The following is a 23,496-nucleotide window of genomic DNA, read 5'->3' as shown; positions in this document are numbered from 1 at the left end:
CCGCCTCTCCCCATTCCAATCCCAATCCCTGCCCCTCATCACGGCGCCGTCATGGCGCCATGAACACGCTGGCGTGCTTTCCGGCCTCTCCGCTGGTCCGGTCCTTGGCGATCACTGCGACTTCCGTTGATCCGGACTTCACCGCCGCCGCCGGCACCTTGACGAACACCCGGAAGGTCGCCACCGAGTCCGCCTCCGCCGTCAGCGTCAGGCTGCCGCCGCTGCCGGCTCCCTCATCGCCGGCCACCGACAACTGCGCGTCGCGCAGCCCCTCGACCGTCACCGCATAGCTGCGGGCGATGTGCGTCTTGTTCAGCAGCTTGATGGTGTAGGCGTTCTGCACCGACCCGTCCGACAGCGTCACGAACAGCGGCGCCCGGTCGCGCAGCACGCTGACGTCCAGCGTCGGCCGCAGCATCAGCGCGATGCCCATGGCGCAGGCCACGACCAGCATGATCAGCGAGTAGATCACCGTGCGCGGCCGCACCAGCTTCACCCGCTCCGGCTTGCCGTCGATCTTGGCGATCTGGTTCGACTGGGTGTCGAAGCGTACGAGGTCGATGGGCCGGCCGATCTGCATCATCACGTCGTTGCAGGCATCGACGCACAGGCCGCAGCCGATGCAGGAGATCTGCTGTCCCTCGCGGATGTCGGTGCCGGTGGGGCAGACATGGACGCACTGCTTGCAGTCGATGCAGTCGCCGAGCCCCGCCGCCTTGCGCTCCTCCCAGCTCTGCGACTTGCGCAGCGGGGCGCGGCCTTCGCCGCGCCAGTCCTCATAGGTGACCAGGAAGGTGTCCTCGTCCACCATCGCCGACTGGAAGCTGCGCCACGGGCAGACATAGATGCAGATCTGCTCGCGCGCCCAGCCGGCGAAGAAGTAGGTGGTGAAGCTGAACAGCGCGATGAAGGTCGCCACCCCGCTGGTGATCTGCCCGTGCAGCAACTCGGTCATCAGCGTCGGCGCGTCGTTGAAATAGAACACCCACGCCCCGCCGGTCATCACGGAGATCGCCACCCAGGCCGCATGCTTGGCCCCCTTGCGCGCCAGCTTGGCCCCGGTCATCGGCGCCTTGTCCAGCCGGATGCGGGCGGTGCGCGGCCCTTCGATCTTGCGCTCCACCCACATGAACAGGTCGGTCCAGACCGTCTGCGGGCAGGCATAGCCGCACCAGATGCGCCCGGCCAGCGTGGTGGCGAAGAAGATGCCGAAGGTGCCCAGGATCAGCAGGCCGGTCAGGTAATAGACCTCCTGCGGCCAGATCTCGATCCACAGGAAATAGGCGCGGCGCCCGACCATGTCGACCAGCACCGCCTGGTCCGGAATGCCCGGCCCGCGCTCCCAGCGAATCCACGGCGTGATGTAGTAGATCGCCAGCAGCACGATCAGCGCTGCCCATTTCAGCTGGCGGAAGCGGCCCTTGACGTCTGCGGCATACACCTTCGGCCTGTTCACGAACCAGTGCCGGCCCGGCTCCTCATGCGGTTCGGCGTGGGACGCGGCGGCCGGTTTGGCGGCCTGGGCGGGGCGACGGGTGAGGGTGGAGTCTTCTTGCGGAAGGGACATGGCGTGGTTCCTCGGCCGTCAGCGGCACGGGTGGCGTCAGCTTCGTCCCTTCTCCATAAGACTTCCGTCATGAAGCCGCATTGCGCGATATCAATCCGGCCCCGGCTTTATCCATTCTGCCCGCGCAGTTCCGCCAGCCCGTCGTGATAGGCGCGGTCGAACAGGGCCTCCAGCCTGGCGTCGGTGCCGCGCAGGCCGGCGACCACCGCATGCGCCCATTCGAAATACTCGACCTTGCGGGTCAGCGGCCAGTCGGCGGGCGGGCTGTGCGCCATGGAGCGCAGGTTCGACACCTTGTCGGCCAGCTTCACCAGCTTCGCGCGGGTCGAGGCATGGGGGGCGGCGTCGATCTGGTGCTGCTTGCGCTCGGCCTTCGACATGCGCTTGTCGTCGGTGGTCTCGGCGACGACCTGCACCACCTCCGCCCCGAACAGCTGCTCGATCTCCTCATAGCTGGCGTCGGTGTCCTCCAGCGTGTCGTGCAGCAGCGCGGCGATCACCACGACCGGGTCCTTGCCCGCCGTCGCCTCCGCCACCAGCAGGGCCACTTCCGACAGGTGGTTGACATAGGGTTCGGCGCGCACGCCCTTGCGGCGCTGGTCGATGTGCTTGTGCGCGGCGAAATCCAGCGCCCGCGCGAAATCGAGGAGGGGGGCGTTCGGCAATGAAGCGTTCGGCAGGCTCATGGCGTTCTCTCGGCTGGGGCATTACTCTCCGCTTGGTAGGACCGTGCGAAGGACCGCTCTCATGTTCACGAGTTTCTTCTTCGATCTGCGCAAGGCCGGCGTCCCCGTCTCGCTGACGGAGTACCTGACGCTCATGGAGGCCATGAAGCAGGGCACCGCGTCCTTCCGCGTCGAGGATTTCTATTATCTCAGTCGTGCATGCTTGGTTAAGGACGAGCGCAATCTCGACCGCTTCGACCGCGTCTTCGGCGCCACCTTCAAGGGCCTGGCCGACGACATACCCGCCGCCGGGGAGGTCCCCGTCGCCGACCTGCCGGAGGAGTGGCTGCGCAAGCTGGCCGAACGCTTCCTGACCGACGAGGAGAAGGCGCAGGTCCAGGCGCTCGGCGGCTGGGACACGCTGATGGAGACGCTGGCCCAGCGTCTGGCCGAGCAGAAGGGCCGGCACCAGGGCGGCTCGAAATGGATCGGCACCGCCGGCACCTCGCCCTTCGGCGCCTACGGCTACAATCCGGAGGGCGTGCGCATCGGCCAGCAGGAGAGCCGCCACCGCCGTGCCGTGAAGGTGTGGGACCGCCGCGAGTTCCGCAATCTCGACGACCGGGTGGAGATCGGCACCCGCAACATCAAGGTGGCGCTGCGCCGCCTGCGCAAATTCGCCCGCAGCGGCGCGGCCAGCGAGCTGGACCTGCCCGGCACCATCCGCGCCACCGCCAACAACGCCGGCTGGCTCGACCTGAAGATGGTGCCGGAGCGGCACAACACGATCAAGGTGCTGCTGTTCCTCGACATCGGCGGTTCGATGGACGACCACATCCGTCTGGTGGAGGAGCTGTTTTCCGCCGCGCGCAGCGAATTCAAGCACCTGGAGCACTTCTATTTCCACAACTGCGTCTATGAGGGCGTCTGGCGCGACAACGCGCGGCGCCATACGGAGCGCATGTCCACCTGGGACGTGCTGCACACCTATCCCGCCGACTACAAGCTGGTCTTCGTCGGCGACGCCGCCATGAGCCCCTACGAGATCGTCTACCCCGGCGGCAGCGTCGAGCACTGGAACGAGGAAGCCGGTCAGGTGTGGATGCAGCGCCTGCTGTCGGTCTACGCCAAGGCGGTCTGGCTGAACCCGACCCCGCCGCAATACTGGGACTACACCGAAAGCACCCGCCTGCTCCAGCGCCTGATGGGAGGCCGTATGTTCCCACTGACGCTGGAGGGGCTGGACGGAGCCATGCGGGAGTTGGGGAGGTGAGATGCCCTTTTCGATTGGGCTGGACGTTGTGTCGACGCTTGGGATTGAACGGCCTTATGATCTTGGGGGCGGCGATTTGGCGGCGCCAACATAAGTGCTGGAGCTTAACCCCTTGGTCGACGGATAGAACCAAGTCCATCCCTGGTCAATTGGAAACCCAACAACAGAGAATTTTCCATCAACTGATCTCTGCAGTATACCGGCTGGTGCGCATACCGGCACTTCAATTTTGAGTTCTTTTTGAATGGCATCTGTCAAATTTTGCGCAAAGCAGTCATATCCTTTTCCAACATCGCAGGCCCATAAATGTATTTCCTTGCAGCCTTTGAATCCTCTCATCCTCATGCTGGAGAAAAATTGAGAGGCGTTGTACGCATCAAGAAAACTTGCGCATCCATGTGTATTGAATGCAACGGTGTCGCTGATTCCGATGTCTTTGAACAGGAAAGGTTGTTCGAATTTTTCAAATTTGCTGACACCATATAGTTTGCAAAGTGAATCCTCTCCACCAAAAATTACCCTCTGATCTGACGTTCCTCCCTGATTCATCCAGTGATTTGCGTCCAGGGAAATAGACTTTCCACCGCCGACGTTCATTTTCTCCACTGATAGGCGTGTAACGCTAATTCCAATTGCTACCACGATGCTTTTTTCGCCGAATCCCAACAGGGAGCCAATAGAGCCAAACATTGCTTTCACCCATTAGCTGCATATTGTCACGTTTATGACCAAAAGAGGCAAGCAGCACACCGCGCCATCTCTATTGAGGTATAGATAATAGAATTTTGGCAACTTTTATCCGCAGTATTGGCGAGATCATATAGTTCGATGCATAATTATCTTTTGAGATACATCATCCTGTATGCACTATTTCGACGATTCCAACGGCATGCTCGCGGACAGACGAAGGTCGTGCGGATGCGTCCCCGCCGGCGCCGCTGCCAGTTTGACGTCGAAGTGGGCGGAATATTGCTGAAGAGTGCGAAGCGGCTATTCTCTGGCAATATACGCTGCTGAAAGCGTTGCCAAACAAAACTGCTGGAATGGTCGGGCGCAAGGAAGCGGCAGGTATCGCAATCACTTTTGTGGCTGACGCAAAAAATCCGGCCAAACACCCCCCTCCGCGTCGGCTCGGCGATGAACGCGAGGGCGGGGGTGCTTGCCGGACCGTCATCGGCGGCTGTGGCGCGAGCCATGCCGCCGATGCTTACAGCATTACTTGCAGCTGCTGGCGACCTGGGCGGTCGGGGTGCAGCCCGGGTTGCCGGCGGTCAGCGCGCCGGTGATCGTGCCGTCCGGAGCAACGTTCAGGGCATAGTTGCAGCCGGTGGAGCCGATGGCCTGGGCCGAGCTGACCAGGGAACAGGTCTTGCCGGCCACCTGGACCGTCAGGTTGGGGGTGGTCGGATTCGCCGCCCAGGTCATGCTGGACGAGGGGTTCTGCACCGGCGCGCCGACACTGGCGTGGGAGGAGATGACCACCGTGTCGGCGTGGGCGGCGCCTGCCGCAAAAGCCGCAATGGCCAGAACGGTGCCGATCATGCCAGCCTTGAAAGAAGAATGCATTTCTATGCTCCTGGTTTCTATGACTATCGTTAATCCAACGCACGCAAGACATCGTTGTCCGGTGCAAACGGAATATCATTCCAATTGAATTATTTATCAATGATCAGATTGATTCAAAAAGAATCAGATATCGATGACGAAATGAGTCTCTACATTTACTAATGTATTCAATAAATAATGAACGCTATTGTGTGATCGAGAAAAATTGAAGTGGTGTTATTACAATGGTATGATCGTCATTTGCTCTGACGATAACAGCTATCCTTGATGAGCTTTTGTCTGATTGGATAATTGGCACCGATGATACCCATCGCCTTGAATGACGCCTAAGATCACTGCGATGGCAGGCGCGCAAAAATGGTCGTCTTTTGTAATGAGATGTATCAATCGACTGATTATGTCCAAATCGGACTGATTATCTCATCAACTGCCTTCCACGGCTGTGCCTTATCCGTCGGGCCATGCCCTGGCCGGCCGTGGTGGCGGCGGCCGCCGCCGCCCTGTCCCATGGCGAGGCAGCTCGGCCATCGGACGGGCCGAAGTTGAAAATATGATTTTTATCCTATCATGAATCGGAATTTCCCGCTGAAATAGGAGCCTGTGCCCACCCAACCCAGGAGCCGCCCCATGCCCGACTGCCTGAACCCCGCCGAAGCCGCCGCCTCCACTGCCGGTCCTGCCGACCGCTTCCCCTGCTGGGCCGAAGAGCCGCCGGTCCCGCCCGATGGCTCGCTGGTTCCCGGTTCGCGCTTTCACGAGGAACAGTGGATCATGGCCGCCGGCATGCTGGCGCGCGGCGCCTCTTTCCAGCAGGTCGCCCGTGCCATGGGCTGCAGCCGGACCACGCTGTGGCGGGCCTATTACGGGGCGCAGCATTTCCGCCATCGGGTCTGGTGGGAGAGGCAGGCGCTGAACCGCGAGGCGGAGCTTCGCCTGTCCTCGCTCCGCGCCCTGGTGACGGAGCAGATCGAACGGCTGGTCTCCATCGGCGATCCCGGCACCGTGCGCTGGCTGGCCGAGAAGCTGGGCCTGCTGAAGGATTTCGGCGCCGACCGGTCGGACACCGCCCAGGCCTCCCCCGGCAACCGCGGCCCCGCCGCCGCCGCCCCGGACGTGCCCGCCGCCGAGATGCCGGCCGCGCCCGGCCCCGCGTTCGACGATGACAGCGTTCCCGGTGCGATCCGTGAACGCCGCCAGCCCGAACCGGACGACATCGCCGCCATCCTCGCCCGGCCGGAGGCCGAGGGGCCGAAGGGCGTCTATCCCTGGACCTACAATCCCAGCGATCCGTATCCGAATCTCGGGTCCGCGCTGGAACGGCAGGGCGGGGACGGGCCCTACACCCGCCGCCGGTAAGCAGCCCCCCGGTAAGCGGCCCCCGGTGAACGGATGGAACGGTTGAACGCCGCCGCGAAAACGGTTCACAGCGTTTCAAACGTTCCATTCACCAATATCCGACCGCCTCACCCCGCCGCCTGCTCGATCACCCGGTTCGCCAGGGTCACCTTCTGGGCCAGCGTGGTCGCCAGGATGCGGTGCAGGAGCAGCGCCAGTTCCGGATCCTCGCGCTCCAGCCGGGCCAGGGTCGCGGCGGTCAGGCGGTGGATGGTGGAGGGGGCCTCCACCACCACGTCGGCGCCGCGGGTCTGGCCCAGCAGCAGGGCGATCTCGCCCACCACCGCCCCGGCGGTCATGGTGCGCAGGCGCAGCGGACGGCCGTCGGGCAGGGTGATCTGCACCTTCACCCGGCCGCTGCCGATGATGAAGATGTCGCTGGCCGCCTCCCCGGCGCGGATCAGCAGCTCGTCCGGCTGCATATGCAGGGTGTCGAGCGCCGCCACCGCGTCGGCCAGCCGCGGGTGCGGCCCGGTCATCCCCTCCAGATGGCGCAGCAGCGGGGCGTCGCCGCCATCCCGCCCGGTCTCGGCCAGCAGCGCCTCCTCGCAGGATTCCAGCGCATGGTCCAGGTCGGGGGCGCGGCGCAGCACCGGGTCGCGGTCGGGGTCCAGGCCGCTGTTGCGGAAGGTCTCCGCCACCGCGGCGGGCAGGGCGCTCAGCACCAGGGTGGCGCCGGCCGCCTCCATCAGGTTGCGGATGCGCCTGAACACCCCGGCCGCCGCCGAATCCATGCCCTTGATGTGGCGGAAATCGATGACCAGGAAGCGCAGAGACGGCCCGCCCGCCTGCTCCAGCCGGCGGCGGACCGGGGCGACGATCTGCTCGGCGGTGCCGAAGAACAGGTATCCCTGCAGCTGCATCGCCTCGATGGCCGCACCGGCGCCGGTCAGATGCAGGCTGGCCGCCGGGCTGCGGTCGACGCGGCTGCGCAACTCGGTCCCGCTGTGACGGCCGCGGATCACCGGCAGCCGGGAATAGCTGTAGACGAACATCGCCAGCGACACCGCCAGCCCCAGCGCCAACCCCTCCATGAAGCCGATGCCGGCAATCGCCAGCACCACGGCCAGCACGATCAGCCACTCCGTCCGCGGCAGGCGGTGGCGGGCCTCGATCAGCCATTCCATCAGCAGCTCGATGCCCAGGAACAGGATCAGCCCGGCGGTCAGGAACACCGGCGTCACCGACACCAGCCACCCCGCAACGAACAACCCGCCCAGGATCACCGCCGCGGTCGCCAGCCCGGCCCCCCGCCCGGTGGCGCCCATCCGCCCGGCCAGCAGGGTCATCCCCAGCCCGACATAGCCGGACGGCCCGCCCAGCGCCCCGGCCATCAGGTTGGCGGCGCCGGTGGTCCGCAGCTCCGCATCGGCGTCGATGTCGCGGCCCAGCGCCAACTCCCCCTGGGCCAGCTCGATCCCGCTGACATTCAACAGAAGGCCCAGCATGCCCAGCACCGCGACCGACAGCATCGCCGGCAGCGCCTCCGCCACCCGGCTCCAATCGGCCAGGGCCAGGATCTCGGTCGGCACCGGCAGGCTGAACCCCGCGTCCCCGGCCAAGCCGGGCAGCCAGCCCCAGCCGCGCGCCTGCTCCGCCGTCAGCCCCAGCAGGGGCAGGGCGGCATGGAAGGCCAGCGCCGCCGCCAGCAGAACCAGCGGCATGGAGAAGGGGCTGTCGCTGCGCCGCATCACCGCGACCAGCAGCGCCGCCAGCCCGACCGCCGCCGTCGCGGTGACGGCCATCGCCGGGCTTGCCAACTCCGCGATGCCGGCCGCCAGCCCGTGCCGGCCGCTGACCATCGCCAGCGCGCCCTCCACCAGCAGCCAGCCCGACCCGGCCAGGAACCCGGCCACCACCGGATATGGAAAGAACCGCACCAGCCGGCCCAGCCGCAGCCTTCCCACCGTCCAGAACAGCAGCCCGGTCAGCAGCGTGCTGCCGCCCAGGATGGCGAAGGCGGTGGCGACCCTCACCCCGTCCGGCGCGTCCTGCAGCCCCGCCGCCATGGCCGCGACGGTGGCGGCGAGGATGGCGACCCCCGTCTCCTGCACCAGGGCGACGGAGTTCGGCTGCGTGCTGCGCAAGGCGACCAGCAGGGCCAGGATTGCGGCGCTCAACAGGACCACGCCCACCCCGGCGCCCAGCCCTGCGGCCAGCGGGCCGGTGAACAGAAGTGCGGCAATCGCCAGCCCGTTGCCCAGATTGTCGATGCCGGCGATCAGCCCGATCATCGCCGAAGCGGCCAGCCTTCTGCCGCGTCCGGCCTGTCCGTTCTGCGCCTCTCTGTTCCGGGGAAGGGCGTCGCTCATGATGTCGGGTCTGGTCCGGTGTTCCTGGCCGGGGGCGGCCATTGCTGTCGAGGGCCTGATTTCTACGGCGCCGGCCGTCGGCGCAGGCGTGACAGTGAGCAGATTTCCACGCCCCCGGGCAAGCAGTAAGCGGTGATGATTCGTCTTCCTCCACCCAGCATTGCGCTGCCACCCATCGATGGGCGTCACATGATTCAACGTGTGACAATGTTACAATTCACAATCATCAGGACGCACCATACGCTCCGTCATCGGTATATGATGGAGCATTTCATGAAGAATACATATTTATGGGGCCTGCTGCTGCCCCTCGCGCTGGGCGTCGCGCCGGCCGCCATGGCGGCGGATGCCCCCGCGAAGGGCGGCGCCGAAGCGGCGGGAGAGGCGTTCGGCAACCCGCCGGTCCTGAACAATTCGGCCTCGCCGCGCGCCGGCTCGCTCCTGCTGCGCCAGCCGCAGGCGGCTCCCCGGCCGCACACCGGGCAGGTGCGCAATTACGACCTGTTCGTGACCTTCACCGACGGCTACATCCGCAACCCGGCGCAGGGGCGGCCCGACCCGGTGCGGCTGCGCAGCTACCGCGGCACCGCCGTCGATCCCAACCACCCCTATGTCGCCCCGACCATCGAAGCGACGCCGGGCGACACGGTGCGCATCAAGCTGCAGAATCAGCTGCCGCCCGACCCGGACTGCAACACTCAGGCGCATACGGACATCAACACCCCGCACTGCTTCAACGGCACCAACCTGCACAGCCACGGCGTCTGGGTCAGCCCGACCGGCAACAGCGACAATGTGCTGGTGTCGATCAATCCCGGCGTCAGCTTCGAATATGAATACAACATCCCGGCCGACCATCCGGCCGGCACCTTCTGGTATCACCCGCACCGCCACGGCTCCACCGCGCTGCAGGTGGGCAGCGGCATGGCCGGCGCGCTCATCATCCGCGGCGACCGCCCGCCGACGCGCGATGCCAACGGCGACCTCGACACCCTGCTGAAGAGCCCCAAGGGCGTGGCGATGACCGAGCGGGTCCTGCTGTTCGAGCAGATCCCCTACGCCTGCACCAAGGACGGCAAGCTGAAATACATCGACCCGGTGAAGAAGACCATCGACTGGAGCTGTGCGCCGGGCGAGGTGGGCGAGATCGTGTCCTACGACCAGTTCGGGCCGAACAGCTGGGAACAGTCGGGGCGCTTCACCACCGTCAACGGCCGCGTGCGCCCGATCTTCGCCAATGCCAAGGTCGGCGAGACCGAGCGCTGGCGCCTGATCCATGGCGGCGTGCGCTCCCCCATCACGGTGGAGTTCCGCAAGCTCGACGCCACCGATTTCTTCCAGCGCGAAAAGACCCTCTCGGCCGCCGACCAGGACCGTTTCGCCAAGGAACGCTGCACCGGACAGCCGGTGCCCTACATCCTGGCTGCCGCGGACGGCCTGACCCTGAACGAAGGGCAGGTGCGCACCAGCGTGCCGATGCAGCCCGGCTATCGCGACGACCTGCTGGTCAATTTCCCCGAGCCCGGCATCTACTGCGTGGTCAACAAGCCGTCGGCGGCCAACGCCAGCCCGGACCAGACCGCGACCTCCACCGGCGTGCTCGGCTTCGTCCGCGTGCGGGGCGACCGGGTGGTCAAGGATCCGGTGAAGGAGATCATCCGCCAGTTGTCGGCCAACGCGACCAAATATGCTCCGGCCGTCGCCAAGGAGGTGATCGGCGACCTGAACGCGCGCTGCTTCGGCAAGACGATGGTCGACACCCCCTATTGCCCGCGCTTCACCCGTTTCACCGCCCACCCGCCGATCACCGAGCATGAGGTGGTGCACCAGCCCAAGCAGGAACTGGTCTTCTACATCAACATCCCGCCCAACGGGGCGACGCGGACCAACCCGCTGTTCCAGGTCTCCAACAGCTTCGAGGTGGTGCAGAACCCCGACGGCACCTATGGCCCCAAGGGGGCGTCCGCCTACCAGCCGGGCGTGGTCGACCGGCCGCTGGTGCTGGGCACGGCCCAGCAATGGGAACTGCAGTCCTACTTCGTCAGCCATCCCTTCCACATCCACGTCAATCCGTTCCAGGTCGTGTCGATCATCGGCCCCGACGGGCGCGACGTCAGCGAGGCCGGGTCCGGCGATCCCGACTATGCCGGCATGAAGGGCGTGTGGAAGGACACCATCTGGGTGAAGAGCGACATCACCCAGCCGCTCACCTCCACCGAACCGCCGAAGGGCACCTACAAGGTGACCGTCCGCACCCGGTACGAGCGCTTCATCGGTGAGTATGTCCTGCACTGCCACATCCTCGACCATGAGGACCAGGGCATGATGCAGAATGTCAGCATCGGTGTGCCGGACGGCCGCGGCGGCCTTGCCGGGGCCCATCACTGACCGGTGCGCCCCCCTCTTCCTGCCCCGGCGGGAAGAGGGGGAGCCGCCGTTGCCGGCCGGTTGCTGCGATCCGTCGCTGCCTCCAACCATTGAAAAATCCCCCGGTTTCCGTCTACGGTCGCGCGTCCCCTTGGAGTGAGTGCATGCGCGATATCACCCCCGTCACGGTCGCCCGCGGCGACGGCATCGGCCCGGAAATCATGGACGCGGTGCTTCATGTGATGACTGCCGCCGGCGCGCGGCTGAAGGTGGAAGAGGTTCCGGCGGGCGAGGCGGTCTACAAGCGCGGCCATCCCGGCGGTCTGGATGCCGCCGGCTGGGGGTCGATCCGCCGCACGCGCGTCTTCCTCAAGGGGCCGATCACCATGCCCCAGGGATACGGCAACAAGTCGCTGAACGTCGTCGCCCGCACCACGCTGGGCCTGTTCGCCAATGTCCGACCCTGCGTGTCCTACCACCCCTATGTGCGGACCCGGCATCCGCGCATGGACGTGGTGATCATCCGCGAGAACGAGGAAGACCTCTATGCCGGGATCGAGCACCGGCAGACCGACGACGTGATCCAGTCGGTGAAGCTGATCTCGCGCCCGGGGTCGGAGCGCATCGTCCGCTACGCCTTCGACTTCGCCCGCTCCAACCACCGGCAAAAGGTGACGGCCTTCGTCAAGGACAACGTCATGAAGATGACGGACGGGCTGTTCCTGAAGATCTTCTACGAGATCGCGGCGGATTATCCGGAGATCAAGGCCGACCACATGATCGTCGACATCGGCGCCGCCCGGCTGGCCGACCAGCCGGACCGCTTCGACGTCATCGTGACTTTGAACCTCTATGGCGACATTGTGTCGGACATCGCCGCCCAGCTGACCGGATCGGTCGGGCTGGCCGGCTCCGCCAACATCGGCGAGACCTGCGCCATGTTCGAGGCGATCCACGGCTCCGCTCCGATGATCGCCGGGCAGGGGATCGCCAACCCCTCCGGCCTGCTGATGGCCGCGGTGATGATGCTGGTCCATATCGGCCAGGGCGACATCGCCGCACGCATCCACAATGCGTGGCTGAAGACGATCGAGGACGGCATCCACACCGCCGACATCTATGCCCGCGGCCTGGGCCGGGTGCGTGCCGGCACCGGCGCCTTCGCCGAGGCGGTGGTGGAGCGGCTGGGGCAGACCCCCGTCACCATGCCGCCGGTCGGCTACTCCACCATGCGACCCGCCTATGACGGTCTGAACCGGCTGGCGCCGCGCGTCCGCGCGCTGAAGGAGCTGGTGGGGGTCGACGTCTTCCTGCAATGGTCCGGCGGCCTGCCCGACGATCTGGCGGAGCTGGTGTTGCCGCTGTCGACCGAGGCGTTGACGCTGGCCAGCATCTCCAACCGATCGCAACGGGTCTGGCCGGACGGCAACGCCGACGTCTTCTGCACCGATCATTGGCGCTGCCGTTTCCTGGCGCAGGGCGGGCCGGTGCAGCATGGGGCCATCGTCGAGCTGCTGGGCCGTCTGGCCGAGGCCGGGATTGACTTCACCCAGACCGAGAACCTGTGCAATTTCGACGGCAAGGCCGGCTTCTCCTCGCCGGGGCAATGATTTCATGGGCGCGGCTGGAATAAAGCGCCGGGGCGGGGCGTCATGACCGGTGACGATGCCCTTCCCGGACCTTTGATGAGCCTGCCCGACATGGATGACCGCGCCATCGCCGACCATGTGCCGCGGCTTCGGCGCTATGCCACCGCCCTGGTGGGCAACCGGTCCGATGCCGACGATCTGGTCCAGGATTGCGTGGAAAAGGCGCTGGCCAACCGCCATGCACTTCGCGATCCGTCGAAGCTCGGCGGCTGGCTGATGACCATTCTGCACAATCTGCACATCTCCGGCCAGCGCGGGCGGCGCCGGCGCGGGGCGGAGGTGCCGGTGGAGGATCTGGCCGACGATCTGGCGCTCAGCGCGCCGCCGGCCGACCGCGGGGCGGTGCGCGACTTCGCCCGCGCCTTCGCCCAACTGAGCGACGAACACCGTACCATCCTGCTGCTGACGGGAATGGAGGGATTGTCCTATCGCGAGGTGGCGGAGGTGCTGGAACTGCCGATCGGGACGGTGATGTCGCGGCTGGCCCGCGCGCGCGAGAAGCTGAGGGTCCTCCTGGACGGTGGAACCCAGCAGATGGTCAGGAGGATCAAGTGATGAGCGGCACCCGCAATCCCGTGTCCGAGGCCGAGCTGCATGCCTGGCTGGACGGCGAATTGCCGGAGGAGCGTCTGGCCGACGTCGAGCGCCATCTTGCCGACCATCCCGAGATCGCCCAGCGCTTCGAACGCTACCGTGCACAGCGTGCCATGCTGGGGCAGTGTTTCGGTCCGCTGATCGACCAGCCGCTGCCAGACCGCCTGATCCCGCCCTTCACCGCGCGAGAGCATCCGGAATTCACGTCCAGCCGCTGGAGCGTTTCAGGCTGGGGTAGGGGCGCGCTGTGGCGGACCGCGGTCGCCGCCACGCTGCTGGTCTTCGTTGCCGGCGGGGCAAGCGGCTGGCTTCTGCGCGACCGGATGGCAGGAGCGGGAGAACCTCCGACCGCGGCCTTCATCGCCGATGCCGTCTCCGCTCATCGTGTCTTCTCAGTCGAGGTCCGCCACCCGGTCGAGATCGGTGTGGAGGAGGAGGCGCATCTGGTGAACTGGCTGTCCAAGCGGCTGGGCAAGACCATGCGTTGCCCCAGAGTCACACGAGGGGGATACCAGCTGATCGGCGGGCGTCTTCTGGCCGATTCCGCTGGACCTGTGGCCTTGTACATGTACGAGGATGCGGCGGGGCGTCGCATCACGTTGTATATCCGTCCGACTTCCAACACCTCAGGTTCGGCGTTCCGTTTCGCCCAGGATGGGAGGGTGCGTGCATTGTATTGGCAGGACAATGGTTTAGCATTGGCCGTCACTGGCGAGCTCGATCGGGACACTCTGTCCGGCGTTGCCGAGGAAGTGTATGGCGCCCTGAATTCATGAGTCTACCCACGGACTTATCAACAGGAATGTTGCCGCGCCCCCCTATCGTCAGCGGCCGTCATCTGGTAGCTTCCTCTCCGGCTGGCACAAAATGTTGCGGCTTATGGAAAACGGCACTAGACCGTGACCCGTTTGCCACAACATAACCGGACACCGGATCGGGAGTACTCGGGGATGAGTTGGACGGACGAGCGAATTCAACAGCTCAAGGATCTCTGGTCCCAGGGGTTGAGCGCGAGCGAAATCGCCGACATTCTGGGAGACATCACCCGCAACGCGGTCATCGGCAAGGCCCACCGCCTGGGGTTGTCGGGCCGGCCGTCGCCCATCAAGAAAAAGCCGACGCGCGGCGCCACCATCCTCGCTCTGACGGAGCGGATGTGCAAATGGCCGGTCGGCGATCCCAAGCACCAGGATTTCCATTTCTGCGGCAAGACCGCCTTGCCTGGCATGCCCTATTGCGCCGAACATGCCGCCTTGGCTTACCAGCCTGCTTCAGGCAGCAAGAAGCGTGACGAGGAGCGCAACGTCGGCGCCGCCTGACCCGCCGACCGATCATTCGGAAAAGCCCGCTCTCGGGGGAGAGACGGGCTTTTTTGTTTGGTGGCTGCGCGGGGAAGAACGCAGAAAGCGGGGCGCCGCAAACAGGTCGGGAGCGCATCATGAAGCTCGGATACACCATCATCTATGTTGCCGACGTGCCTGCCACGATTGATTTCTACGAACGTGCCTTCGGCCTGAAGCGTCGCTTCGTGCATGAAAGCAACCTGTATGCGGAACTCGATACCGGTGAAACGACCTTGGCCTTCGCCGGTGAGTCGATGGCGGAAATGAATGGCCTCGCGATCCGCCCCAACCGCAAGGGTGAGATTCCCTCTGGCTTCGAGATCGCTCTCGTGACCGACGATCCCCGAGCGGCCTATGCGAAGGCCATCGCCGCGGGAGCAGATGCCGTATCATCGCCGGTCGAGAAGCCCTGGGGTCAGATCGTCGGCTATGTCCGCGATATGGATGGATGTCTGGTCGAGATCTGCTCACCGGTCGCCGGGGGATAGAGCCGACACCTCGCAACAGGCCGACGGACAACGGCAGCCACCTCGCTCAACGCCAACGATTTCTGCTCTCACCGCCTGTTCGTGCTCGGCGCTCCTCCAACGGAGCTTGATGGCTCCCCGTCGGGCAGGAGACGGTGTGTCGGCACGCAGCGCCTTTTCGGCGGATTCCCGGTCACTCCGCCGCACCGTGATGCGTACTCTGCCGTGGTGGCTCCGTCGCATCTTGAAGCAGCAGTATCATTCCGCGGTGCCCGGCGACCACCATGGCGGTTCCGGCCGGCCGGTCCGGCCCTTCCACCGCCCATAGCGTGTCGCCGACGAACACGCGTCCGTGGCCGTTGGCGATCGGTTCAGTCAGCATCACTGCCCGACCGACCAACTGGCCTGCACGGTCGTTGATCCGTGAGGCGTCGACTTCCGCCGACGCGTTGCGCCGCCGGGCATGGGCAATGGCGATGCCCACTGCGGTGCCCGCGGCGATGGTGAAGAAGCCAGCCTCGCTGATCAGCCCCCAATCGTGCCAGAGTGCAGTGACGAGGCCGGTCAGCAAAGCCGCCCCGCCGAACCAGATCAGGAAGATTCCGGGCAGCACCAATTCCGCTGCAATCAGCAAAGCACCCAGCGCTCCCCACAGCAGCGGCGACATGCGGTCACTCCCCGTCCGCCGAGGACGAAGTCGGTGGCACTGACCACGGATTGCGCGGCGGGGGCTGTGATGCGGCGGGCGTCCGGGGCGGGGTGGCGTCGCGCACCAAATCGCCCAGCCCGGCCAGGGCACCGGCGACGCCAGCCAATTCCACTGGCAGGATCATGGTTTTCTGGTTGGGAGAGGCGGCGAAGGCTTTCAACGCCTCCATGTATTTCTGGCCGAGAAAATAGCCCAGGGCCTGGTTCGATCCCTGTGCCACCGCCTCCGAGACCAGTCGGGTTGCCTTGGCTTCCGCCTCTGCCAGTCGTTCACGCGCTTCGGCCTCCAGCTTGGCGGCTTCCAGCTTGCCCTGGGCAATGCGGATCTGGCTTTCCTTCTCCGCGTCGGCCTCCAGGATTTGGGCACGGCGGAGGCGCTCAGCCTTCAACTGGCGGCCCATCGCCTGCACGATGTCCTCGGGCGGGGTGATGTCGCGCAACTCGATGCGGGTCACCCGCACGCCCCAGGAGGCAGTCGCCTCGTCCACCGCGCGGAGCAGGTTGGCGTTGATCGCTTCGCGCTGGCTCAGCAACTCGTCCAGATCCATGGAGCCCATCACCGTGCGGGTGGTGGTCATCGCCAGCGTCTGGATCGCCCGCTGCAGGTCATTGACCTCATAGGTCGCCTTCATCGGATCAAGCACCTGAAAATACAGCACGCCATCGGCGGTCACCGCGGCGTTGTCCTTGGTGATCACGCTCTGCGACGGCACGTCCACCACCGTCTCGCGCATGTCGACCTTCGCGCGGACGGAACTGATGACCGGGAAAATGACGTTGAAGCCCGGCAGCAGCGTTTCCTGATAGCGGCCCAGCCGTTCGACGATGAAGTTGAACCCCTGGGGGACGATGCGGACGCTGGTGATCGCCAAGATGACGACCAGAACGAACGCCGCAATGACCAGTATGCCGAGTTCCATCGATGGCCGCTCCTGACATGGGCTTCCGATATGGGTGGGCGCCGCGATGGACACCCTCGGCCCATCATGAGGCAATTCGCGGAGCCTGCAAATGCCGCCTCAATAGGCTTGCGTATCGTGTTTCAAGCGCACCAGCTCGCCATTCAGGAGCGACAGCATCAATTGCACGACCATCTCATGAACGATCACCGTGTGATGGTTGCCGGTCTCCTGCATCGCCTTGCGCAGGGATTCGCGGACCGCCGGCACGCCGGTGACATCGATCAGCACGTCCAGTTGCCCGCCCAACCGGGCCAACTCCTGAAAGTCGGTGGTGGTCTTTATGCCATGGTGGCTTGCGAGCCGAATGCCCGGCGCTTCCGGATCGAGATCGGCCACACCCAGCAGTTCGACGAACGGGGCGGCCAGCAGCTTGCGCAACAGGGGCGTTCCGGTCTCGCCGGCTCCGACGACGGCGACGCGGAACAGATCGTTGGACATCGGGTTGGGTCCTTTCCTGAATTGGACAAGAAAAAGGCGGGGAGCCGAAACTCCCCGCCGGAACCCTAGCCGAGCCGCGATCCGGTTTGACCCGGACGCGGCGTCGCACCCTGAGAAAGACAGTGCCGGTCTTACGACCAGGCGGCCATCTTCTTTTCCAGATTGTCCGACAGCTTGTCCAGGAACTGCTTGGTGGTCAGCCACGGCTGCTGCGGGCCGATCAGGATGGCGAGATCCTTGGTCATGTAGCCGGATTCCACGGTCTCGACGCAGACGCGCTCCAGCGTCTGGGCGAACTTGACCACGTCCGGGGTATCGTCGAACTTGCCGCGGTAGGCCAGACCCTGGGTCCAGGCATAGATCGACGCGATCGGGTTGGTCGAGGTCTCCTTGCCCTTCTGGTGCTCGCGGTAATGGCGGGTCACCGTGCCGTGGGCGGCCTCGGCTTCCACAGTCTTGCCGTCGGGCGTCACCAACACCGAGGTCATCAGGCCCAGCGAGCCGAAGCCCTGCGCCACCACGTCCGACTCCACGTCGCCGTCGTAGTTCTTGCAGGCCCAGACGAAGCCGCCTTCCCACTTGAGGGCCGAAGCGACCATGTCGTCGATCAGGCGGTGCTCATAGACCAGACCCTTGGCCTTGAACTGTTCGGCGTAGGACTCGTCGAAGATCCGCTGGAAGATGTCCTTGAAGCGACCGTCATAGGCCTTCAGGATCGTGTTCTTCGTCGACAGATAGACCGAGTAGCCGCGCTCCAGACCATACATGAGGCTGGAGTGGGCAAAGCCCTCGATCGACTCGTCGAGGTTGTACATGCCCATCGCCACGCCGGCGCCGGGGAAGTCGTAGACTTCATGCTCGATCTTCTCGCCGCCCTCGGCTGCTTCCCACTTGATGGTCAGCTTGCCCGGACCCGGAACGACGAAGTCGGTGGCCTTGTACTGGTCGCCGAAGGCGTGACGGCCGATGATGATCGGCTTGGTCCAGCCCGGGACGTAGCGCGGAACGTTGGAGCAGACGATCGGCTCGCGGAAGACGGTGCCGCCCAGGATGTTGCGGATCGTGCCGTTCGGCGACTTCCACATCTTCTTGAGGTTGAATTCCTTCACCCGCGCCTCATCCGGGGTGATGGTCGCGCACTTCACGCCGACGCCATACTGCTTGATGGCGTTCGCCGACTCGACAGTGACCTTGTCGTCGGTCTTGTCGCGGTTCTCGATGCCGAGGTCGTAGTACTTCAGGTCGATGTCGAGGTAGGGCAGGATCAGCTTGTCTTTGATGAACTGCCAGATGATGCGCGTCATCTCGTCGCCGTCGAGTTCGACGACCGGATTGGCTACCTTGATCTTGGTCATGGGTGCGAGATCTCCCCGAACGGGTAAGGGCGTTGTCATTCCTTGGGAGCCGGGCGCGTCGTCCAGCGGGCGCTTGTTGCCGGGGAGCATGCCGCATGGGTGGCTCCCCGGTACCCCGGGCGGAAATCAATCGCGGTTATATAGCATCGCCCCGTGACGGAAAGGAAGGCACGGCAATGCATAGGGCTTCAATGTCGCGGGATTTCTTTCATGTCGCCTGTGTCCGGCAATCAAAGCGAGGAAATTGGTATTACCGGTGGAGGTCGCGGCATTCCATTTTTTATCGCGCGGGCCTATGGAAGAGGTTCGCTCTTATCGGCAGCCGGGGGCCTCGCTTTGGTGGGGCGGCCGTGCCTTCTCGGTGTGCCGGGGGCGCTCAACACACCGTCTGCTGCCCACCCGGTGGGAGATGTGCCGACAGCATCGGGTTCCTCAACCTTAAAGTGTTGATCCTCTCACGAAACGGGCGGAAGGTGTCATTGCCATTTTCAGACTTCATGGTAAAAACGTTGGGGATTTTGCGGGAGCGGAAATGTCTATCCTTCACATTCCAACGACATTCATCATCACTGCTCTATTGAGTTTTTTCCTTGCTTTATCGATCGGTCTTGTTAATTGGAGAAATGATAGTGATGGGTTGTGGGCGTGGTCAATATGATTGTGGACGAACGGCCTTGCCTATATCCTTCTCTATCAGAGAGGGTCAATTCCTGATGAGATTTCAATTATAGGAGGAAATTTTCTTATTTCATTGACGATCTCTTTGTTTTATCGAGCAATGAATTTATTTTTCTCTAGGCGGGTGTGCTGGGTAAGTTTCTGGACACCTCCTGTCTTGATAATATTGATTTTTTTTAACCCTTTCTCCGAATTTGTCAGCCGGCTCATCACCGGAAATATCCTGTTCGTATTCCAGCTTTGCATGATTTTAAGTATCATCGTTATTGAGCGGAGTCAGCTCGTTGGACGTGGTTGGTGGATCGTATTTATCGGCATATCGATCACTGTCTTCGTAACATCTCTTCGTGTGGTGGTTGGCATATCTTCTCCCGACTTGTTGAGTGGCGCTTTCAACGCGTCGCTGATCCAGACCATTACCTACGTGTCGTCTCTGGCAAATCTCATTTTGGTATCAAATGGATTTCTATTGATGGCCGTCGAACGCTCAGCCCATCGCCTGCGAATTGTTGCGATGAAGGACAAATTGACCGATTGCTGGAACCGGTTGCGGGTGGAGGAGGTGGCGCGGCACGAAATGGCGGTTCTGGAACGCAGCGGCCGGCCGGTTTCGATGATCCTCGCCGACCTCGATCACTTCAAATCACTGAATGACCTGCATGGGCATTGGGTGGGAGACGAGGTTATCATCGGATTCGCGGAGATAGCGCGGCGTTCTGTCCGCTCCGTCGACTTGCTTGGCCGCTGGGGCGGTGAGGAGTTTATCGTCCTGCTGCCGGGAGCCACAGTTGCGGAAGCGGTGCCCGTCGCCGAGCGGCTCCGGATACAACTGGAGACTCATGTGTTTCCGGGCGGACAGCGGGCAACCGTCAGCCTGGGGGTCGCGGAATGCCGACCAGGAGACAGTTGGGAGACCTGGATCAGGAATGCCGATACCGCGCTCTACAGCGCAAAGGCAGCGGGCAGGAACCGGACCTGCACTTACGGATGGGAGGCGAAAGCGGTTGTGCCTCCCATCTGAGCGGCCCGCCCTCAACGGGTGGAGCCTGTTAACGGACTGCCATCGCCCGCTCGGGCATGAGCCATGGCTTGCTCAGGGCATGGTGGCTTCCACTGAAAATGGTGTCTGCCCGGGCAGGTCAGTCACGGTCGAAGCAAGCTCCCGTTCCGCATTCAGCATATAGTCGCGCTTGAGTGGCACCGCGCTCAGCGAGCGCGCGAGTTGGATCTGGAACACCATGTGGCCTTGCAGGCGGAAAGACAGTTCGGCACCAGCCAGATAGAACTCCCACATCCGGCAGAACCGCTCATCATACAGTGCCTTCGCCTTCTCCCGGCGGGCTTTGAAGCGGGCGCGCCAGTGGTGCAGCGTTTCGGCATAATGCATCCGCAGAATCTCCAGGTCGGTGGCGAGCAGGCCGCAGCGCTCGATGACCGGCAACACTTCCGACAGGGCTGGGGAGTAGCCGCCGGGAAAGATGTATTTGCGGATCCAGGGATTGGTGCTTGCCGGCCCGTCGAGTCGGCCGATGGAATGGATCAGAGCCACCCCTTCTTCATTCAGCATGTCGCGCACGGCGTCGAAATAGTTGCGGTAGTGTGGCATGCCGACATGCTCGAACATGCCGACTGAAACGATGCGATCGAATGCGGCCGGGTGGGTGCCGGCGAACTCCCGATAGTCCCGCAATTCGAAGGTGACGCGGTCGGACAGCCCAGCTGCCTCGGCCCGCTGCTTCGCCACTTCAAACTGTTCGGAGGACAGAGTGATGCCGGTTACCCGCGCTCCCGTATGCCGGGCAAGATAAAGCGCCATGCCTCCCCAGCCGCAGCCGATGTCGAGTACGCGCATCCCAGGCACCAAAAGCAGCTTGGCTGCGATGTGGCGCTTCTTGGCTTCCTGCGCGTCGTCCAGCGACATGTCCGGTTCGGAGAAGTAGGCACAGGAATACTGCATATCGCGGTCGAGGAAAAGTTCGTAGAACTCGCGCGAAAGGTTGTAGTGATGCTCGACGTTCTGCCGTGATCGCCGCATCGGATTGTACTGCTGCGCACGGCGCAGAATCGGCGACAGCGCTTCAACGGCGCGACCGAGCGCCCCCTGCACCTCGCTGCCACTCATCAGCATCGACAGCAGGTCGTAGATGGTGCCGCCCTCAATGGACAGGCGCCCATCCATATAGGCTTCGCCGAAGTGCAGGCGGGGATTGATCAGCAGGTCCCGTACCACAGCGTGGTCATGGAGCCGAAGCGTCAGTTTGGGTGGACCGGAGCCGATCCGATGGCGTTTTCCATCGACGGTGACAAGGTTCAGGGTTCCGTCGCCCTTGGCGGCGGCAAGCAGACGAACCAGCAGCATGCCGAACTCCTTCCCCGGTGCCGTATCCAGCATGCGCGTGGGGAGGGGGGGGCGACAATCGGTCGATCGGTCAGAACTGCTACCCAAATCGGACGTCACGGATGTATGCATGCGGGTCAGTGCTGAGGTTCCACAGCAGAAACCCGGCCTTAATGCGGAAAACCGCCCGGCCCCGGTAGGGGCGGGCGGTTTCCGGACGAGCGGTACGACGGTGCCGCGGTCTCCCGGACACAGGTCCGGCCAGACTTCGGCAGAAGGGCGATCAGCCCTCCTCTTCCTCGGTCGCGGTCTCTTCGACGAAGGTCTCTTCTTCGTCCTCGTCGTCGCGCAGGTCGGCGGCGGTGATCATGCCGCCACGCTGGGCCTGCAACTCGGCCTCTTCGGCCGAACGGGCGACGTTGACCGTAACCGTGATCGACACTTCCGGGTGCAGGACGACGCGCAGCTTGAACAGACCCAGGGTCTTGATCGGGGTATCGATCTGGACCTGCTTGCGGTCGGTCTTGTAGCCGGCGGCGGTCAGCGCGTCGGAAACGTCGCGGGTGGTCACGGAGCCGTACAGGACGCCGGTCTCGGCGGCCTGACGGATCACGACGACCGTCACGTTGTCCATCTTGGTCGCGACATGCTCGGCGTCCTTGCGGCGCTCGAGGTTCACGGCCTCAAGGTGGGCCTTCTGCTTCTCGAAGACAGCCAGGTTCGCCTTGGTGGCGCGCATGGCCTTCTTCTGCGGCAGCAGATAGTTGCGGGCGAAGCCGGGACGCACCTTCACGACCTGGCCCATCTGGCCGAGCTTCTCGACCCGCTCCAGCAGAATAACTTCCATCACTCGTCCTCCTGACCGGGGGCCGCGGGAGTAAACCGGCGGCGCAGCCCGATCCATTGCTCGATCATGCCCAGGCCGACCAAAAGCAGGATCGGCCACCCGAAGAGAAACAGCATCATGTAGAAGCCAACGAGGATCAGCGTGCGCGCCGACCGGCTGCTGGCGAATACATGAACCACCGAAAGCCCGGTGAAGGCGAAAGGAACCGCCAGGATCAGCGCCAGATTGACCGCCAGGAACCCGACAGTTCCCGGCACGACCGAAGCCGCCGCGACCGATACCGCGAACAGCGGCGCCAGCCAGTTTGGCAACTCCAGTTCGGCCAGACGCATGGCAGGACGCCGATTGCGGCCGAACCGCATCAACGCCCCCTGCGCCAGCACCGCGTTGACGATCGTCATGACAAGCCATGACACCGCCACCAGTCCAGGCAAGACGGCCGCCACCCAGAATGCCTCGGGATCCGGGGCCTGCTGGCCCTGCATGCGAAACGCCGGCTCGACGACTCGGGCCAGGGTCTGCCGCATCAGCCCTTCAAGCCCATCGGGCTCTCCGAGCGTCAGGATCACCGCGGCGAGCAGCGCCGCAACGCCCATCCCGGTCAGGCCCATCAGGACCCGGCCGGGCGGATACCATTCCAGGGTCCCATCCTCCCGCGAGCGTGCCAGAAGCGCCTGCCGCACCACCAGGATCGCCGGGGCGGCCCCGGTCACCAGATAGGACAGCGCAACCAGCATGCTGCCGGAAGTGCCCAGCATCACCGCGGCGGCGCCGGCCAGGCCAGCCACCGTCACGGCAGGCGCCCCCAGCCACAGTCCCGCGAGGAACAGGGGCAGGGGGGCCAGATAGCCCAGGATCAGCGCTCCCATCCCGCCGAACATTACGGACAGGTAGAAGAACGCGCTTATCAGACCGCCGCCGACGGCGACCACCAGCGGACCGGCCGGACCCAAGGCCATGGAAACCCCTTGA

The 23,496-nt window shown here is 64.2% G+C and carries 21 protein-coding genes; 9 read left to right on the top strand and 12 right to left on the bottom strand.

Annotated features, from left to right (window positions below; translation table 11 throughout):
• Positions 1 to 49 precede the first annotated feature (49 nt).
• On the bottom strand, positions 50 to 1,567 hold the full coding sequence (ccoG, locus tag A6A40_RS07270; protein ID WP_063634808.1) for a cytochrome c oxidase accessory protein CcoG: 1,518 nt from the start codon (positions 1,565 to 1,567) through the stop codon (positions 50 to 52).
• A 107-nt stretch (positions 1,568 to 1,674) separates the two neighbouring features.
• The gene (locus A6A40_RS07265) at positions 1,675 to 2,253 is read right to left on the bottom strand and encodes an HD domain-containing protein (protein WP_063634807.1); all 579 of its coding nucleotides are present in this window, start codon (positions 2,251 to 2,253) and stop codon (positions 1,675 to 1,677) included.
• 61 nt (positions 2,254 to 2,314) lie between these two features.
• Between A6A40_RS07265 and A6A40_RS07260 the strand changes: the two genes are divergently transcribed.
• On the top strand, positions 2,315 to 3,505 hold the full coding sequence (locus tag A6A40_RS07260) for a vWA domain-containing protein (protein ID WP_063634806.1): 1,191 nt from the start codon (positions 2,315 to 2,317) through the stop codon (positions 3,503 to 3,505).
• Between the two features lie 54 nt (positions 3,506 to 3,559).
• On the opposite strand, the gene A6A40_RS30350 is transcribed toward A6A40_RS07260, so the two are convergent.
• Together A6A40_RS30350 and A6A40_RS07255 are read right to left on the bottom strand one after the other, a co-directional pair.
• Positions 3,560 to 4,204 (bottom strand): hypothetical protein, encoded by a 645-nt coding sequence (locus tag A6A40_RS30350; RefSeq protein ID WP_146191544.1) that lies wholly within the window; start codon positions 4,202 to 4,204, stop codon positions 3,560 to 3,562.
• A gap of 516 nt (positions 4,205 to 4,720) precedes the next feature.
• Positions 4,721 to 5,071, bottom strand: a complete 351-nt coding sequence (locus A6A40_RS07255; RefSeq protein ID WP_063634805.1) for a hypothetical protein — start codon at positions 5,069 to 5,071, stop codon at positions 4,721 to 4,723.
• 627 nt (positions 5,072 to 5,698) lie between these two features.
• Between A6A40_RS07255 and A6A40_RS07250 the strand changes: the two genes are divergently transcribed.
• Positions 5,699 to 6,427: a hypothetical protein gene (locus A6A40_RS07250; protein ID WP_063634804.1), complete on the top strand. Its 729-nt coding sequence runs from the start codon at positions 5,699 to 5,701 to the stop codon at positions 6,425 to 6,427.
• Between the two features lie 107 nt (positions 6,428 to 6,534).
• Here A6A40_RS07250 and A6A40_RS07245 read toward each other — a convergent pair whose 3' ends face one another.
• Entirely contained in the window at positions 6,535 to 8,778 is a 2,244-nt protein-coding gene (locus tag A6A40_RS07245; protein ID WP_199275892.1) for an SLC26A/SulP transporter family protein, read from the bottom strand.
• Positions 8,779 to 9,051: 273 nt separating this feature from the next.
• Here A6A40_RS07245 and A6A40_RS07240 point away from each other — a divergent pair, with 273 nt between their 5' ends.
• From A6A40_RS07240 to A6A40_RS07215, 6 genes are all read left to right on the top strand, one after another.
• Positions 9,052 to 11,166 carry a multicopper oxidase family protein gene (locus tag A6A40_RS07240; protein ID WP_063636165.1) on the top strand — a complete coding sequence of 705 codons (2,115 nt, stop codon included), beginning with the start codon at positions 9,052 to 9,054 and terminating at the stop codon, positions 11,164 to 11,166.
• A gap of 143 nt (positions 11,167 to 11,309) precedes the next feature.
• Positions 11,310 to 12,755, top strand: coding sequence for an NADP-dependent isocitrate dehydrogenase (locus A6A40_RS07235; protein WP_063634802.1), 1,446 nt, complete (start codon positions 11,310 to 11,312; stop codon positions 12,753 to 12,755).
• 42 nt (positions 12,756 to 12,797) lie between these two features.
• On the top strand, positions 12,798 to 13,349 hold the full coding sequence (locus A6A40_RS07230) for an RNA polymerase sigma factor (protein ID WP_063634801.1): 552 nt from the start codon (positions 12,798 to 12,800) through the stop codon (positions 13,347 to 13,349).
• Positions 13,349 to 14,164 carry an anti-sigma factor family protein gene (locus A6A40_RS07225; RefSeq protein WP_063634800.1) on the top strand — a complete coding sequence of 272 codons (816 nt, stop codon included), beginning with the start codon at positions 13,349 to 13,351 and terminating at the stop codon, positions 14,162 to 14,164. The genes A6A40_RS07230 and A6A40_RS07225 overlap by 1 nt, the downstream gene beginning before the upstream one ends.
• 174 nt (positions 14,165 to 14,338) lie before the next feature.
• Positions 14,339 to 14,707: a GcrA family cell cycle regulator gene (locus A6A40_RS07220; RefSeq protein WP_063634799.1), complete on the top strand. Its 369-nt coding sequence runs from the start codon at positions 14,339 to 14,341 to the stop codon at positions 14,705 to 14,707.
• A gap of 119 nt (positions 14,708 to 14,826) precedes the next feature.
• Positions 14,827 to 15,219 carry a VOC family protein gene (locus A6A40_RS07215; RefSeq protein ID WP_063634798.1) on the top strand — a complete coding sequence of 131 codons (393 nt, stop codon included), beginning with the start codon at positions 14,827 to 14,829 and terminating at the stop codon, positions 15,217 to 15,219.
• Positions 15,220 to 15,391: 172 nt separating this feature from the next.
• On the opposite strand, the gene A6A40_RS07210 is transcribed toward A6A40_RS07215, so the two are convergent.
• The 4 genes from A6A40_RS07210 to A6A40_RS07195 all read right to left on the bottom strand — a co-directional run bounded on the left by A6A40_RS07210 (position 15,392) and on the right by A6A40_RS07195 (position 18,661).
• The gene (locus A6A40_RS07210) at positions 15,392 to 15,865 is read right to left on the bottom strand and encodes an NfeD family protein (RefSeq protein WP_063634797.1); all 474 of its coding nucleotides are present in this window, start codon (positions 15,863 to 15,865) and stop codon (positions 15,392 to 15,394) included.
• Positions 15,866 to 15,869: 4 nt separating this feature from the next.
• Entirely contained in the window at positions 15,870 to 16,826 is a 957-nt protein-coding gene (locus tag A6A40_RS07205) for an SPFH domain-containing protein (RefSeq protein ID WP_063634796.1), read from the bottom strand.
• A gap of 99 nt (positions 16,827 to 16,925) precedes the next feature.
• Positions 16,926 to 17,306 (bottom strand): oxidoreductase, encoded by a 381-nt coding sequence (locus tag A6A40_RS07200; RefSeq protein WP_063634795.1) that lies wholly within the window; start codon positions 17,304 to 17,306, stop codon positions 16,926 to 16,928.
• Positions 17,307 to 17,437: 131 nt separating this feature from the next.
• Positions 17,438 to 18,661, bottom strand: coding sequence for an NADP-dependent isocitrate dehydrogenase (locus A6A40_RS07195; protein ID WP_063634794.1), 1,224 nt, complete (start codon positions 18,659 to 18,661; stop codon positions 17,438 to 17,440).
• Between the two features lie 751 nt (positions 18,662 to 19,412).
• On the opposite strand from A6A40_RS07195, the gene A6A40_RS07190 reads away from it, so the two are divergent.
• Positions 19,413 to 20,360: a GGDEF domain-containing protein gene (locus tag A6A40_RS07190; RefSeq protein ID WP_146191543.1), complete on the top strand. Its 948-nt coding sequence runs from the start codon at positions 19,413 to 19,415 to the stop codon at positions 20,358 to 20,360.
• A gap of 72 nt (positions 20,361 to 20,432) precedes the next feature.
• Here the strand turns inward: A6A40_RS07190 and A6A40_RS07185 are convergent, their stop codons facing one another.
• The 3 genes from A6A40_RS07185 to A6A40_RS07175 all read right to left on the bottom strand — a co-directional run bounded on the left by A6A40_RS07185 (position 20,433) and on the right by A6A40_RS07175 (position 23,483).
• A complete protein-coding gene (locus A6A40_RS07185) occupies positions 20,433 to 21,698 on the bottom strand; it encodes an SAM-dependent methyltransferase (protein WP_063636164.1) in 1,266 nt (421 codons plus the stop codon).
• A gap of 262 nt (positions 21,699 to 21,960) precedes the next feature.
• Positions 21,961 to 22,524 (bottom strand): 50S ribosomal protein L9, encoded by a 564-nt coding sequence (rplI, locus tag A6A40_RS07180; protein ID WP_063634792.1) that lies wholly within the window; start codon positions 22,522 to 22,524, stop codon positions 21,961 to 21,963.
• Positions 22,524 to 23,483: a YybS family protein gene (locus tag A6A40_RS07175; RefSeq protein WP_063634791.1), complete on the bottom strand. Its 960-nt coding sequence runs from the start codon at positions 23,481 to 23,483 to the stop codon at positions 22,524 to 22,526. Before A6A40_RS07175 ends, rplI begins: the two co-directional genes overlap by 1 nt.
• Between the last annotated feature and the right edge of the window lie 13 nt (positions 23,484 to 23,496).

The organism is Azospirillum humicireducens (genome assembly GCF_001639105.2).
In the GTDB taxonomy this organism is placed as follows: Bacteria; Pseudomonadota; Alphaproteobacteria; order Azospirillales; family Azospirillaceae; genus Azospirillum; species Azospirillum humicireducens.
Note: the sequence above shows the minus strand (reverse complement) of the source record. Positions and strands in the feature narration are given on the sequence as shown.

What these genes read in the sequence shown, in the direction of transcription:
- A6A40_RS07260 (WP_063634806.1), top strand. Translation starts at nt 2,315, where the DNA reads ATGTTCACGAGTTTCTTCTTCGATCTGCGCAAGGCCGGCGTCCCCGTC.
- A6A40_RS07220 (WP_063634799.1), top strand. Translation starts at nt 14,339, where the DNA reads ATGAGTTGGACGGACGAGCGAATTCAACAGCTCAAGGATCTCTGGTCC.
- rplI (WP_063634792.1), bottom strand. Translation starts at nt 22,524, where the DNA reads ATGGAAGTTATTCTGCTGGAGCGGGTCGAGAAGCTCGGCCAGATGGGC.
- A6A40_RS07265 (WP_063634807.1), bottom strand. Translation starts at nt 2,253, where the DNA reads ATGAGCCTGCCGAACGCTTCATTGCCGAACGCCCCCCTCCTCGATTTC.
- A6A40_RS07195 (WP_063634794.1), bottom strand. Translation starts at nt 18,661, where the DNA reads ATGACCAAGATCAAGGTAGCCAATCCGGTCGTCGAACTCGACGGCGAC.
- A6A40_RS07235 (WP_063634802.1), top strand. Translation starts at nt 11,310, where the DNA reads ATGCGCGATATCACCCCCGTCACGGTCGCCCGCGGCGACGGCATCGGC.
- A6A40_RS07225 (WP_063634800.1), top strand. Translation starts at nt 13,349, where the DNA reads ATGAGCGGCACCCGCAATCCCGTGTCCGAGGCCGAGCTGCATGCCTGG.
- A6A40_RS07255 (WP_063634805.1), bottom strand. Translation starts at nt 5,071, where the DNA reads ATGCATTCTTCTTTCAAGGCTGGCATGATCGGCACCGTTCTGGCCATT.
- A6A40_RS07175 (WP_063634791.1), bottom strand. Translation starts at nt 23,483, where the DNA reads ATGGCCTTGGGTCCGGCCGGTCCGCTGGTGGTCGCCGTCGGCGGCGGT.
- ccoG (WP_063634808.1), bottom strand. Translation starts at nt 1,567, where the DNA reads ATGTCCCTTCCGCAAGAAGACTCCACCCTCACCCGTCGCCCCGCCCAG.
- A6A40_RS07215 (WP_063634798.1), top strand. Translation starts at nt 14,827, where the DNA reads ATGAAGCTCGGATACACCATCATCTATGTTGCCGACGTGCCTGCCACG.
- A6A40_RS07250 (WP_063634804.1), top strand. Translation starts at nt 5,699, where the DNA reads ATGCCCGACTGCCTGAACCCCGCCGAAGCCGCCGCCTCCACTGCCGGT.
- A6A40_RS07200 (WP_063634795.1), bottom strand. Translation starts at nt 17,306, where the DNA reads ATGTCCAACGATCTGTTCCGCGTCGCCGTCGTCGGAGCCGGCGAGACC.
- A6A40_RS07245 (WP_199275892.1), bottom strand. Translation starts at nt 8,778, where the DNA reads ATGAGCGACGCCCTTCCCCGGAACAGAGAGGCGCAGAACGGACAGGCC.
- A6A40_RS07230 (WP_063634801.1), top strand. Translation starts at nt 12,798, where the DNA reads ATGACCGGTGACGATGCCCTTCCCGGACCTTTGATGAGCCTGCCCGAC.
- A6A40_RS07240 (WP_063636165.1), top strand. Translation starts at nt 9,052, where the DNA reads ATGAAGAATACATATTTATGGGGCCTGCTGCTGCCCCTCGCGCTGGGC.
- A6A40_RS07185 (WP_063636164.1), bottom strand. Translation starts at nt 21,698, where the DNA reads ATGCTGCTGGTTCGTCTGCTTGCCGCCGCCAAGGGCGACGGAACCCTG.
- A6A40_RS07205 (WP_063634796.1), bottom strand. Translation starts at nt 16,826, where the DNA reads ATGGAACTCGGCATACTGGTCATTGCGGCGTTCGTTCTGGTCGTCATC.
- A6A40_RS07210 (WP_063634797.1), bottom strand. Translation starts at nt 15,865, where the DNA reads ATGTCGCCGCTGCTGTGGGGAGCGCTGGGTGCTTTGCTGATTGCAGCG.